At 67.2% G+C, this 12843-nt stretch carries 14 protein-coding genes; 7 read left to right on the plus strand and 7 right to left on the minus strand.

The features are described from left to right. Window positions 1-89: 89 nt before the first annotated feature. Window positions 90-590, plus strand: coding sequence for a hypothetical protein (locus U1H82_RS07360; protein WP_322964272.1), 501 nt, complete (start codon window positions 90-92; stop codon window positions 588-590). Between the two features lie 84 nt (window positions 591-674). Next, the gene (locus U1H82_RS07365) at window positions 675-1631 is read left to right on the plus strand and encodes an isopenicillin N synthase family dioxygenase (protein ID WP_322964273.1); all 957 of its coding nucleotides are present in this window, start codon (window positions 675-677) and stop codon (window positions 1629-1631) included. Window positions 1632-1990: 359 nt separating this feature from the next. Here U1H82_RS07365 and U1H82_RS07370 read toward each other — a convergent pair whose 3' ends face one another. Continuing rightward, window positions 1991-3280 (minus strand): homoserine dehydrogenase, encoded by a 1290-nt coding sequence (locus U1H82_RS07370; protein WP_322964274.1) that lies wholly within the window; start codon window positions 3278-3280, stop codon window positions 1991-1993. Between the two features lie 123 nt (window positions 3281-3403). Here U1H82_RS07370 and U1H82_RS07375 point away from each other — a divergent pair, with 123 nt between their 5' ends. Next, the gene (locus tag U1H82_RS07375) at window positions 3404-3967 is read left to right on the plus strand and encodes a 3'-5' exonuclease (RefSeq protein WP_322964275.1); all 564 of its coding nucleotides are present in this window, start codon (window positions 3404-3406) and stop codon (window positions 3965-3967) included. Between the two features lie 42 nt (window positions 3968-4009). Here U1H82_RS07375 and U1H82_RS07380 read toward each other — a convergent pair whose 3' ends face one another. From U1H82_RS07380 to U1H82_RS07405, 6 genes are all read right to left on the minus strand, one after another. Further along, window positions 4010-4435: a hypothetical protein gene (locus U1H82_RS07380; RefSeq protein ID WP_322964276.1), complete on the minus strand. Its 426-nt coding sequence runs from the start codon at window positions 4433-4435 to the stop codon at window positions 4010-4012. Window positions 4436-4451: 16 nt separating this feature from the next. After that, complete coding sequence (locus U1H82_RS07385; protein WP_322964277.1) at window positions 4452-4832, minus strand: hypothetical protein; 381 nt, start codon at window positions 4830-4832, stop codon at window positions 4452-4454. A 126-nt stretch (window positions 4833-4958) separates the two neighbouring features. Next, the gene (locus U1H82_RS07390; RefSeq protein ID WP_322964278.1) at window positions 4959-5378 is read right to left on the minus strand and encodes a hypothetical protein; all 420 of its coding nucleotides are present in this window, start codon (window positions 5376-5378) and stop codon (window positions 4959-4961) included. A 45-nt stretch (window positions 5379-5423) separates the two neighbouring features. Further along, window positions 5424-5693 (minus strand): hypothetical protein, encoded by a 270-nt coding sequence (locus U1H82_RS07395; RefSeq protein WP_322964279.1) that lies wholly within the window; start codon window positions 5691-5693, stop codon window positions 5424-5426. Window positions 5694-5732: 39 nt separating this feature from the next. Beyond that, window positions 5733-6167: a CoA-binding protein gene (locus U1H82_RS07400; protein WP_322964280.1), complete on the minus strand. Its 435-nt coding sequence runs from the start codon at window positions 6165-6167 to the stop codon at window positions 5733-5735. A gap of 102 nt (window positions 6168-6269) precedes the next feature. Continuing rightward, window positions 6270-7223 (minus strand): Mrp/NBP35 family ATP-binding protein, encoded by a 954-nt coding sequence (locus U1H82_RS07405; RefSeq protein WP_322964281.1) that lies wholly within the window; start codon window positions 7221-7223, stop codon window positions 6270-6272. A 71-nt stretch (window positions 7224-7294) separates the two neighbouring features. Between U1H82_RS07405 and hflK the strand changes: the two genes are divergently transcribed. The 4 genes from hflK to U1H82_RS07425 all read left to right on the plus strand — a co-directional run bounded on the left by hflK (window position 7295) and on the right by U1H82_RS07425 (window position 12724). Continuing rightward, window positions 7295-8428, plus strand: coding sequence for a protease modulator HflK (hflK, locus tag U1H82_RS07410; RefSeq protein WP_322964282.1), 1134 nt, complete (start codon window positions 7295-7297; stop codon window positions 8426-8428). Further along, the gene (gene hflC, locus U1H82_RS07415) at window positions 8425-9291 is read left to right on the plus strand and encodes a protease modulator HflC (protein WP_322964283.1); all 867 of its coding nucleotides are present in this window, start codon (window positions 8425-8427) and stop codon (window positions 9289-9291) included. The genes hflK and hflC overlap by 4 nt, the downstream gene beginning before the upstream one ends. 106 nt (window positions 9292-9397) lie before the next feature. Continuing rightward, window positions 9398-10921 carry a Do family serine endopeptidase gene (locus U1H82_RS07420; RefSeq protein ID WP_322964284.1) on the plus strand — a complete coding sequence of 508 codons (1524 nt, stop codon included), beginning with the start codon at window positions 9398-9400 and terminating at the stop codon, window positions 10919-10921. A 195-nt stretch (window positions 10922-11116) separates the two neighbouring features. Beyond that, on the plus strand, window positions 11117-12724 hold the full coding sequence (locus U1H82_RS07425; protein WP_322964431.1) for a helicase HerA-like domain-containing protein: 1608 nt from the start codon (window positions 11117-11119) through the stop codon (window positions 12722-12724). Window positions 12725-12843 lie beyond the last annotated feature (119 nt).

Consider the following 12843-nt stretch of genomic DNA (forward strand, 5'->3'; position numbering starts at 1 on the left):
ACGCGGCATTCAGCATGGCTACAGCTTGCGGGGGCCAGTCTGCCTCCCCAACTGTATTGGAACGACAGAACACCGGAAAGGAGCCTGCCGTGATGACCATGCCGTATCGAACCGCCCTCGCCCTGCCGCTACTGGTCGCGCTGGGCCTGTCCGCCTGCGACCGGCCGAACCAGGGCACGTCGATCTCGATCAACGGATCGGATGGCGAGACGCTGGCCTCGGTCGATGGCAAGTCGGGCGAGGTGAAGCTGGCGCTGCCCGGATTCCAGGGCGCGTTCAAGCTGCCCAAGGTGTCGCTGGAGGCCGATAATTTCGAGCTGAACGGCGTCCACCTCTATCCGGGCTCGAAGATCCGCAACGTCGATGTCGGCAATGGCCGCGACAAAGCGTTCACCATGACCTTCGACAGCCCGGCCGACCCGGCCACGGTGCGCGACTGGTTCCACGACAAGATGAGCGACGCCGACTTCACCCTGACCGATCAGGGCGGCGCGCTGATCGGCAAGACGGCGGAGGAAAAGCCGTTCCGCCTCGACCTGCGTCCGGCGGGCAGCGACCGATCGACGGGCACGATCACGTTGGGCGGATAATGGGAGGCGGACAAGTCGCCCTGTTCCGAAATCGCGGGCACGCTATAACGATGACAGCCTGTTAGATTTTCTGGACATATTGCCATGACCGACACCCGCTCCGCCGAGGTTCCGACACTCAGCCTTGCCGATCAGGACTGCGATCCCGAAGGCTTTGCCGCCGCGCTGGGCGAGTCGTTCGAGCGGTTCGGTTTCGCGATCGTTGCCGATCACGGCGTGCCCGCCGACCTGATCGACCGCGCCTGGGCGCAGACCAAGGCGTTGTTCGACCTGCCCGAGGACGAAAAGCGCGGCTATCACGTCCCCGGCGGCGGCGGTGCGCGCGGCTATACGCCCTTCAAGACCGAGATCGCCAAGGATGCCAAGGTCGTCGACCTGAAGGAATTCTGGCATGTCGGCCGCGAACTGCCCGAGGGGCACGCCTATGCCGACCGGATGCCCGCCAATATCTGGCCCGCGCGGCCGGAGGGGTTCCGCGAGGATTTCGTCGAACTCTTCGCAGCCTTCGACCGGGCGGGCGACCGGCTGCTCTCCGCCATCGCGCGCCACCTGAAGCTGGCGCCCGACTGGTTCGATCCGGCGGTCAAGGACGGTAATTCGGTCCTGCGCCTGCTCCACTATCCGCCCATCCCCGCCGATGCGGAGGGCGTGCGGGCGGGGGCACATGAGGACATCAACCTCATCACCCTGCTGCTCGGCGCGGAGGAAGCGGGACTGGAATTGCTCGACCGCGATTCGGGCGAGTGGCTGGCGATCCGTCCGCCCGAAGGCGCGATGGTGGTCAATGTCGGCGACATGCTCCAGCGGCTGACCAACCATGTCCTGCCCTCGACCACCCACCGCGTGGTCAATCCGCCGGTCGAGCGGCGCGGCTTTTCGCGCTATTCGATGCCCTTCTTCCTGCATCCGGCGCCGGACTTCCTCATCAAGACGCTGCCGGGCACGATCAGCGAAGGGCATCCGGATCGCTATCCGGAGCCGATCACTGCGCATGACTATCTGTTCGAGCGGCTGGTGGAGATCGGGTTGATCAAGAAGTGAGGCGGCGGGGGCAGTCTCTGTGAGACACCGCCCTCCCCCATCCCCTCCCGCTTGCGGGAGGGGAGCGGCAAGAACCATCGGCTGACTTTTATAACGCGATGACGTCAGTTTGACCCGATCCGTCATTGCGAGCGTAGCGAAGCAATCCAATGTCCGGGCAAGACGCTCTGGATTGCTTCGCTACGCTCGCAATGACGATTCCATCTCATGTCATCCGTCTCTAAAAACTCCCCTCCCGCAGGCGAGTTTCAGGTCGGTCATGCCCCCGGCATGACCTAAACGATGCAGCGCATCGTTTACCTGAAACTGGGTTGGGGGAGGGTAAGGTGCCTCGCAGAGACCTTACCCTCCCCCAACAATCACCCCAAGATATGCATCAGCAACGGCTGGCCCACCAAACTCTGGCTGCCGCGCAACCGCTCAAGCGCCTGCGCCACCGCGCGTTCGGGCCCTTCATGCGTCACGATCGCGATCATCACGCCGCCGTCCGCTGCTTCGCCGCGCTGGATCAAGCTCTCGATCGACACGCCTGCATCGCGCATCGCGGCGGCGATTTCGGCCAGCACCCCGACCTTGTCCTGCACCGTGAAGCGCAGGTAAGCGCGCCCGCGCCGCTCGCCGCTATCGGCCTTCGCCGCCGGAGTCAGTTCATGCGCGGGCATGGCGAAGGAGGCGCCATATTCGCCGCGCGCGATATCGATCAGGTCGGCGACCACCGCGCTGGCGGTCGGGCCATCGCCTGCGCCCGCGCCCTGGAACAGCAGGCGGCCGACGAAATTCCCCTCCGCCACCACCGCATTGGTCGAGCCGGTGACATGGGCCAGCGGATGGTCGAGCGGCACGAGATGCGGGTGGACCCGCTGGAACAGGCCGTTCGCCCCTTCCTCCGCCACGCCGACCAGCCGCACGCGGTAGCCGAGCGACGCCGCCTGCGCGATGTCGGCGGCCAGCACATGCCGCACGCCGCCGATCGCGACGTCATCGAACGCGGGCTGCGTGCCAAAGGCGATGGCGGCGAGGATCGACAGCTTGTGCGCGGCGTCGACGCCGTCAATGTCGAAGCTGGGGTCCGCCTCGGCATAGCCCAGCGCCTGCGCCTCGGCCAAAACCTCGGCGAAGTCGCGGCCTTCGGCTTCCATCTTGGACAGGATGAAATTGCAGGTGCCGTTGAGGATGCCATAGACCCGCGCAATGGCGTTGGCCGCCGCGCCCTCACGCAATCCCTTGATGACCGGGATGCCGCCCGCCACCGCCGCCTCGAACTTCAGCGCGGCGTTGGTTTCCTCCGCCTTTTGCGCCAGCTCCAGCCCGTGATGCGCCAGCATCGCCTTGTTGGCAGTGACGAAGCCGCGCCCCGCCCCCAGCGCGGTACGCGCCAGGGTGAGTGCGGGGCCGTCCGATCCGCCGATCAGTTCGACCACCACATCGGCGCCGGGGTGCGACGCCAACGCGGCGGTATCGTCCACCCATTCGAAGCGCGACAGGTCGACGCCCCGGTCCTTCGTCCGGTCGCGGGCGGAGACGGCGACGATCTCGATCGGGCGACCGGCGCGCCGGGTAATCAGGTCACGGTTCGCATCGAGCAGGCGAATGACGCCGCCCCCCACCGTGCCAAGTCCCGCCAAAGCCACTCGCAAAGCATCGCCCATCGTCCAAATCCCGTATCCGGAGCGTTTATTGAGTGCAGGCGGGTAGCGGATAGAAATGGTCGCTGTCGAGCCGGTCAGCGACCTTTTATTGCTCGATTGGGGCGATCGCGCTAAAGGCCGTCCATGATCTCCCCCGATTTCGTGGTCATCGACGTCGAAACCGCCTGTTCGCGGACCAGCAGCATCTGCCAGATCGGCATCGTCGGCTATGCGGCGGGTGTGGAAGTGCTGGCCTATGAAACGCTGGTCGACCCGTGCGACGACTTCAGCGCGTTCAACATCGCCATCCACGGCATCACCGCCGAGCATGTGCTGGGCAAGCCGAATTTCGCCGCGCTACATCCCGAACTGGCGGGGCATCTGGCCGGGCGGGTGACGGTGGCGCATTCGAGTTTCGACAAGGGCGCGCTGGGCCGGGCGTGCGAGCGGGACGCCCTGCCCCCCATCGCCGCGCGCTGGCTGGACAGCGTGACGATCGCGCGGCGGGCTTGGCCCGAACTGCCCAATCACAAGCTCAACACGCTGGCGTCGTTCTTGGAACTGGAGCATCGCCATCATGATGCGCTGAGCGACGCGCGCGCGGCGGGGCAGGTGGTGCTGCGCGCGATGGCCGAAACCGGGCTGAGCCTGGCCGACTGGTTCCTGCCGCCACCCTCGGCCCGCGCCCGGCGGCAGATGCGGCGCTGACCGGCGTCATCTCCGCCCGTATCGGGGGTGCCTCAAGCCGATCTACGGCTCCAAATGCCCCTGCGGACCGGGGCCATCGAGGGCGATCGGCACGCGGTGGCTCTTGTCACGGGCCTTGTCGACCAGGGTGCTGATCGCGATCCGCGCTTCATTGGCCACCAGCAAAGTTGTGCTGATGAGATCGATCCCCTCCGTGCAGCCCGCCATGCGTGCCGCACAGGGCGCCGCGCCCGCCTGCATCGCGCCCCAACCGGTCAGATAGGGATTGGACATCAGCGGCTTGGCGGGCGGCGCATCCGGGTCCCTGGGCAGGCGATTGTCCCCCAGACGCCGTCCGCACACGATCACCTCCTGCTCGGTTCCCGCCGACGCCGGGCATGGGTCGGGGGTCAGGATCGAGAAACGCTCGGTGCCCGGCGGCGGAACGGCGGGTGCCGTCTGGAGCGCGATCCATAGCAAGGCGAGCATCGGCGATCCCTTTCCGTTACGGCGCGGGCTTGCGCAGGGTCGGGCCGCCGCCGCGCGGATTGCTGTCGAACGTCACGCCGAGATGGCCGGTGCCGACTTGAAAGGGCGACATCGCCTTCAGGGCGCTGCTGCGCGCGAGCAGCCGGGTGCGCTCCTCCATCACCCCCTCATGACGCGGATCGCCGGGTTCGGGCGGCAATTCGAAGGGGATGCGAAAGCGATCGGCGTTGCGACGGCCGCAGACGGTGACATCGGTGGAATTGGGGTCATAGACGCAGCGTGTCTCGACGCTCGTCAATCGCCGGGTCTTCGCCACGATCGTATCGACCGAGGGTGGTGCGTCCTCCCCCTGCCCCGACAGTCCCGCCATCACCATGACCAGCATCGTCGCAATCATGACGCTCCCCCGGCATCACCCGCCCGATATGCCGCACGGCAACGGGTCGCACCGATCATGCCTGTTTTGAAGGACCATCGCCAGCGCCTTGACGATCCCGATTCCGGTCAATCCGACAGTGACGCGTCAAGGTTCGAGATGCCCTTGCGGCCCCGGCCCGTCGAGCGCGATCGGTACGCGCTTGCTCTTGTCGCGCGCCTTGTCGAACAGCGTGCTGAGGCCGATCCGCGCCTCGTTGGCGAGCATCAGCGCCGGACGCTTGAGATCCAGCTGACTCATGCAGCCCCACTGGGTTGCGCCACAGGGCGGCCCCGCCCGCAATGCACCGATGCCGGTCATTTCAGGGTTGGACGGTATCGGCCGATCGGAGGGTTCGTTCCGCAGTTCGGGTTCGCGGTCGCTTCCCGGTCGACGGCCACAGACGACCACATCCTGTTTCGCCTCTTCCGATGCCGGACAGTCGGGCAGAAGGATCGAGACGCGCTCATTCCCCGGCGATGGCGCGGCGGGCACCGCCTGCAAGGCGATCAGCAACAGGGGCAGCATCGGCGATCCTCCTCGGTTGAGCGATCCTAACGCCTGCCGCCCCCGCTAATCAATCGCGGTGCGGAACAGGGTGCGTGGCTTGCTGGTGCAATATTTGTCGCCGACCACCGCGCAATAGCTGCCGTCATTGGCGAAGGCGCGCGCCTTGGAGTCGGTCGGCAGCACAGGGCTGGGCGTCAGGCGATAGGGCGATGGCCGCTTGCCGCCGTGACAGGTGGACAGGGTGCAGGTCGAGGTCAGGCGCGGCAGGGTGAGACGTTGGTCCCCCTGCGGGATCGGGGTTGCCCATAGGATCAACAGCGGCACCATCGTCATTCTCCCCTTGTTCGATCTGTCGGCCTGTCCTTTTGACGGTCAGTCCCGTTCGACCGGCGCGACGCCCAGTCGTGGAATCTCGATGGCGGGGCAGCGGTTCATCACGACCTTCAGCCCGGCGGCCTCGGCGCGGGCGGCGGCAGCTTCGTTGACGACGCCCAACTGCATCCAGACCGCCTTGGCCCCGATCGCGATCGCCTCGTCCACCACATCGCCCGCCGCCTCGGACCGGCGGAAGATATCGACGATGTCGATCGGATCGCCGAGCTGGCCGAGTTCGCGAAAGACGAACTCGCCGTGGACATGCTCGCCGGTGATCTGCGGATTGACCGGGATCACGCGGTAGCCATGATCCTGCAACCGCTTCATCACGCCATAAGAGGGCCGATCGGGCCGGTCGGAGGCGCCGACCAGCGCGATGGTCCGCGCCTTCGCCAACAGATCGCGAATATCGTCATCGGCGGTCAACGGCATCGACTATCCCCTATCGGCCCCGCCCCCGACTATCGTTCGGAAAAAGCGGCAGGCTATCGCGACTCAACGCCCCGCAAGGCCGCCGGTTTCATGCCTGCGTCCTCATGGCTGGGCCTCCAGCCAGTTCGCGACCTGCTCCGCCAGCGGTGCGAAGACCGTGTCGCCGTCGCCCGCCGCAGGAGGCTGGCCCGCGTCGGAGGCCGTGCGAATCGCGATGGTCAGCGGCACCCGGCCCAGGAACGGAATGCCCAACTCGGCCGCCGCCGCCTCCGCCCCGCCCGATCCGAACGGGTCCGAAATCCCCCCGCAATGCGGACAGCAATAGCCCGCCATATTCTCGACCAGGCCGATGATCGGCACGCCCGCCTTGGTGAACAGGTCGATCGCGCGACGTGCATCGATCAGCGCCAGATCCTGCGGCGTCGAGACGATCACCGCACCCGCCGGGCGATGTTTCTGCACCATGGTCAGCTGCACGTCGCCCGTCCCCGGCGGCAGGTCGAGGACGAGCAGCTCGGTCGCGCCCCAGTCGCCATCGACCAGCTGGCTGAGCGCGCCCGCCGCCATCGGCCCGCGCCAGGCGATCGCCTTGTCGGGTTCGACCAACTGCCCCATCGACAGCAGCGAGACGCCGTAAGGCGTGGGCACCGGTTGCAGCTTGCCGTCCTGCGCGACGGGCTTCACCCCCTCGGCCGCCATCAGGCGGGGTTGCGACGGGCCATAGATATCGGCATCGACCAGGCCGGTCCTGATGCCGCCCCGCGCCAGCGCGATGGCGAGATTGGCCGACAGGGTCGACTTGCCCACCCCGCCCTTGCCACTGGCGACCGCGACGATGCGGCGCTCGCGTTTCTCGGCGGTCAGGACGACGCGCACATCCTCGGCGCCCGACTGGATCGCGGCGGCCTTCACCTCGTCTTCCAGCGCCTGACGGCCTGCGCCGTCCAGCCCGGTGGTGTCGAGCACGACGCCGGCCCGCGCGCCCTCCATCCGCACATTTGCGCGCTTGCCCGCCACCGCGGCGACCGCCGCCTTTACCGTCTCGATGATGCTCATGGGGCGCAGATAGGATGCGATGCGCGGCTTGGCACTGTTTTTGTCGGCGAACCGTTCCTATAACGATGAGCATGAGAAAGCTGACGGGCCGGTTTCAGCGCCCCCCCATCCTAGCCGCCAACACGCCGAAGGGCCCCTGGGGCGGGTCCGGCGAGGACCCCGAGGGCGGTCCCCGCAATCCCTGGGCCGCGCCGCCGGGCGGTCGCAAGGCACCGGGCAAACCCACGGCGCTGGATGAATTCATCCGCAAGGCGCGCGGATCGGGCGGCGGCGGCCCCGGCGAAGGTCCGGGCAGCCCCGGCGGCGGCTTTGGCGGCATTCCGGGTGGGCCGGGCGGCCGGACGCTCTGGGCGATCGGCGCGGCGATTCTGGTCGGCATCTGGGTGCTCTACACCTCGATCCACCCGATCGGCCCGCAGCAGCGCGGCGTCGTCACCTATTTCGGCCGCTATACCGGCATTCTGGAACCGGGCATCCAGATCACCGCGCCCGCCCCGATCGCCAATGTCCGCGTGCTGGACGTGCAGAAGATCCGGACCGAGAATTTCCCCGAGGGCTCGGGCGAGAATCTGGTCCTGACCGGCGATCAGAACATCATCGACCTCAGCTATTCGGTCCGCTGGGATATCGCCAATCCGCGCGACTTCGCCTTCCGCCTCGCCCAGCCGCAGGAGACGGTGCGCGCGGCCGCCGAAAGCGCGATGCGCGCGGTGATCGCCGACACCACGCTGGATCAGGCGCTGGGGTCAGGCCGCACCGCGATCGAACAGCGGGTGCAGGAACTGACCCAGGCGATCCTGAACGAATATCATTCGGGCGTGCGCATTCAGGGCGTGGCGATCAAGCAGGCCGCCCCGCCGCAGCAGATCGTCGACGATTTCAACAAGGTGACGGTGGCGCAGCAGCGCGCGGTCGCCGACGTCAACCAGGCGCGCTCCTATGCGCAACAGGTGATAGCGCGCGCCCAGGGCGAGGCGGCACAGTTCGACAAGATGTACGAACAATATCGCCTGGCCCCCGAAGTGACCCGCCGCCGCATGTATTACGAGACCATGGAGGCCGTGCTGGCCAAATCGGACAAGACCATCGTCGAGGCACCGGGCGTCGTTCCCTATCTGCCGCTGTCCAAGGGGCAGGCCCGGCCGTTGCCGCCCGAGATCACGGCGACGGCTCCGGCGACTCCGGCGCAGGGAGGCGGCCAGTGAACGGCCTGACCTTGCGCAACCCGATCGTGCTGGGCGTCGCCCTGCTGGTCGCGGTGATCCTGGCGGCGGCGACCTTCGCCATCGTGCCGGAAACCCGGCAGGCGGTAATCTATCGGTTCGGCCAGCCGATCGGGATCGTCAACAGCTATCGCCCCGGCGAGACGCTGGGCGACAGCGGCGCCGGACTGATCGCGCGCATTCCGTTCGTCGACCGCATCGTCTGGGTCGACAAGCGGGTGCTGGACCTCGACCTGGAAAAGACCCAGGTGCTCTCCAGCGACCAGCGCCGCGTCAATGTCGACGCCTTCGCCCGTTTCCGCATCGTCGATCCACGCCGAATGCTGGCGACCGCGGGCAGCGAGGAGGGCGTCATCAACCAGCTGCGTCCGATCTTCGGCTCGGCGCTGCGCAACGAACTGGGCAAGCGCCGCTTCGCCGAACTGCTCAGCCCCGAACGTGGCCAGATCATGGACGCGATCCAGCGGCGGCTGAACCGGATCGCCAGCCAGTATGGCGTGCAGATCGTCGATGTCCGCATCAAGGAGGCCGAACTGCCGACCGGCACGCCGCTGCAGAGCGCGCTCGCCCGGATGCAGACCGCACGCCAGCAGGAGGCGATCACCATCGCCGCGCAGGGCCAGAAGCAGGCGCAGATCGTGCGCGCCGACGCCGATGCCCAGGCCGCGCAAATCTATGCCCAGGCGTTCGGCAAGGACCCCGGCTTTTATGATTTCTACCGCGCCATGCAGTCCTATCGCCATACCTTCGGCGCGGACGGCACCAATCAGGAACGCGGGTCGACCCAGATCATTCTGTCGCCCGAGAACAGCTATTTGAAGGAATTCACCGCGCCGGGCCGATAGGTGGAGATTCCACCTTTCCGCTCGTTCATATTCAAGCGTCGTTCAGCCAAACCGTGACAAATACAACACGGTCAAGTTGAATTTTCTTTGAGAGGACCCTAGCCCAGTGCGCTACGCCTACGCCATTACCAGTGCGCTCCTCCTCGGTGGCGCGACCGCGACCCTGGCCCTTCAGCCCGGAACCGCCCAGGTCGCGCAGAACGAACCGGGTGCGATCCAGGCGGTCGCACCACGTGCCGGTGCACCGATGAGCTTTGCCGACATGGTCGCCAAGCTCCAGCCGGCCGTCGTCAACATCTCGACCAAGCAGTCGATCACCACCAAGCAGCAGGCGAATCCGTTCGCGGGCACGCCATTCGAGGGCTTTTTCGGCGCCCCCGGCGGCGGCGCACAGCCGCAGAAGCGCGAGGGCATGTCATTGGGCTCGGGCTTCCTGATCTCGCCCGACGGCTATATCGTCACCAACAATCACGTCATCGCGCCGGGTGCGCAGGGTGCGTCGGTCGAATCGATCACCGTCACGCTCAACGACCGCAAGGAATATACCGCCAAGGTCGTCGGTCGCGACGAAACCTCGGACCTCGCCGTCCTGAAGATCGACGGCAAGAACCTGCCCTTCGTCCGCTTCGGTGATTCGTCGCGGGCGCGCCCCGGTGACTGGGTGCTGGCGATCGGCCAGCCCTTCGGCCTGTCGAGCACGGTGACCGCCGGTATCGTCTCGGCCGTGCACCGCGTGACCGGCCAGGGCGGCGCGAACGACCGCTTCATCCAGACCGACGCCGCGATCAACCAGGGCAATTCCGGCGGCCCGATGTTCGACATGAACGGCAACGTCATCGGCATAAACAGCCAGATCTATTCGCAGTCGGGCGGCAATATCGGCATCGGCTTCGCCATCCCGGCCGAAGACGCCAAGCCGATCATCGAGCGGCTGATGAAGGGCCAGAAGATCGAGCGCGGCTATCTGGGCGTGCAGATCGGCGGTCCGGTCACCGACGATGTCGCGGCCTCGCTGGGCGTGCCCAAGGGCCAGGGCGAGATCATCGCCAAGGTCGAGCCCAACGGTCCCGCCGCCAAGGCCGGGCTGAAGGCGTTCGACGTGGTGACCAAGGTCAACGGCCAGTCGGTGACGCCCGAACAGACCCTGTCCTATCTGATCGCGAACGTGCCGCCGGGCGGCCGCGTCAATCTGGAGGTGCTGCGTGGCGGCAAGCCGGTGTCGCTGACCGCGACCGCCGCAACCCGCCCGTCGAACGAAGAGCTGGCCGCGCAGATGGGCGACGGGTCGGATGCCTTCCCCGACAATGACGATGATGGCCAGACCACCCCGGCGGCGGGCGACGCGCTGGGCCTGACGGTGCAGGTCCTGACCCCCGCCATCGCGCGGGCGATCAATGTCGACCCCTCGACCCAGGGCGTAGTGATCGCGGCGGTCAATCCGTCGAGCGATGCCGCCTCCAAGCTGAAGCGCGGCGACGTCATCACCGCGATCAACGGCACGGCGATCCGCACCCCGGCCGATATCCAGGGGGTCATCGCCACCGCCAAGGCCGCTGGCCGTCCCCAGGTGCTGGCGCAGATCACCCGCGGCCGGATCGCGGGCGCGCTGATCCCGCTGCGGATCAAGTAAAAGAGGCCCTACCCTCACCCTTCCCACCCGCTGACGCGGGCAGGCCCCTTCCCTCTCCCATTGGGAGAGGGAGGGAGGCGCGAAGCGCCGGAAGGGTGAGGGTATTACCCGCCCCGAAAAAAAGGCCGTCGTATCCCATGGATGCGGCGGCCTTTTACTATTCCGGTCCCCGTACGGCGCGGTACAATGTACGCCATGGACGGCATCTTCATCGGCATGGGCGGCGGCAAGCCACAGGCGATCGACCTCAAGCGCGCGAACCGGCACGGCCTGATCGCGGGCGCGACCGGCACCGGCAAGACCGTGACGCTCCAGACCATGGTGGAGGGCTTTTCGCGCGCGGGCGTGCCCAGCTTCGTCGCCGACGTGAAGGGTGACCTGTCGGGTCTCGGCATGGCAGGATCGGCCTTGGGCAAGACCCATGCCGCCTTCACCGCGCGCGCCGCCGAGCTGGGCATGACCGACTGGGCTTATGAGGCTGCGCCGGTGCAGTTCTGGGACCTGTTCGGTCGCCAAGGGCACCCGGTCCGCGCCACCGTGTCGGAGATGGGGCCGCTGCTGCTCGCCCGCATGATGGGGCTGAACGAGACGCAGGAGGGCGTGCTGACCATCGCCTTCCATGTCGCGGACAAGGAAGGATTGCTGCTCCTCGACTTGGACGACCTGCAGGCGATGCTGGCCGAATGTGCGGCACGGGCGGACGAGCTGACGACCACCTATGGCAATGTCTCGAAACAGTCGGTCGGCGCGATCCAGCGCGCGCTGCTCCAGTTGCGCACCCAAGGGGCTGAGCATTTCTTCGGCGAGCCTGCGCTGGAACTGGCCGACCTGATCGCCACGGACGATGCGGGGCGGGGCGTCGTCAACATCCTGGCCGCCGACCAGCTGATGGCCAGCCCCAAGCTCTATGCCACCTTCCTGCTCTGGCTGCTGTCCGAACTGTTCGAGCAGCTTCCCGAGATCGGCGATCCCGACAAGCCCAAACTCGTCTTCTTCTTCGACGAGGCGCATCTGTTGTTCGACGACGCCGCGCCTGCGCTGGTCGACACGATCGAGCGGGTCGTGCGGCTGATCCGGTCCAAGGGCGTCGGCGTCTATTTCATCACCCAGAACCCGATCGACGTGCCCGACAAGATCGCCGGGCAATTGGGGAACCGGGTGCAGCACGCGCTGCGTGCCTTCACCCCACGCGATCAGGCCGCCGTCCGGTCGGCGGCCGAGACGTTCCGCGCCAATCCCGGTGTCGATGTCGCCAGCGCGATCACCGAATTGAAGGTTGGCGAGGCGCTGGTCTCGCTGCTCCAGCCCGACGGCTCCCCCTCACCCGTCGAGCGCACTCTGATCGCCCCGCCGCGCAGCCGCGTCGGCCCCGCGACGCCGGAGGAACGCAAAGTGCTGGTCGAAACCGACGCGGTCGGCGCGAAATACGATCAGACGGTCGACCGCGAATCGGCCGAGGAACTGCTCGCCGCCAAGACCCAGGAAGCCGCCGCTGCCGCCGCCGAAGCCAAGGCAGCGACCGAGGCCGACAAACAGGCCGCACAAGCCGCCAAGGCCGATGCGAAGGCCGCCAAGGAGGCCGAACGCGCCCGCATCGCCGAACAGCGCGCGGCGGCCAACTCCCCCTGGGCCAAGATGGCGACCAGCGCGGCGCGCTCGGCCAGTTCCTCGATCGGGCGGCAGGTGGCGAACGAGATCGGCAAGCAGGTGTTCGGTGGTGGCTCCAGGCGGCGGTCGAGCAGCGGCGGCGGGATCGTCGGCGCGGTCGTGCGCGGAGTGCTGGGGAATCTGTTCCGGGGGTAGTCTCCTCCATTTGGTCTGATGAAAGGCCCGACCCTCACCCTTCCCACCCGCTGGCGCGGGCGGGCCCCTTCCCTCTCCCAATGGGAGAGGGAGGGAGGCGCGAAGCGTCGGAAGGGTGA

Source organism: Sphingomonas fuzhouensis, from assembly GCF_034659795.1.
In the GTDB taxonomy this organism is placed as follows: domain Bacteria; phylum Pseudomonadota; class Alphaproteobacteria; order Sphingomonadales; family Sphingomonadaceae; genus Sphingomonas; species Sphingomonas fuzhouensis.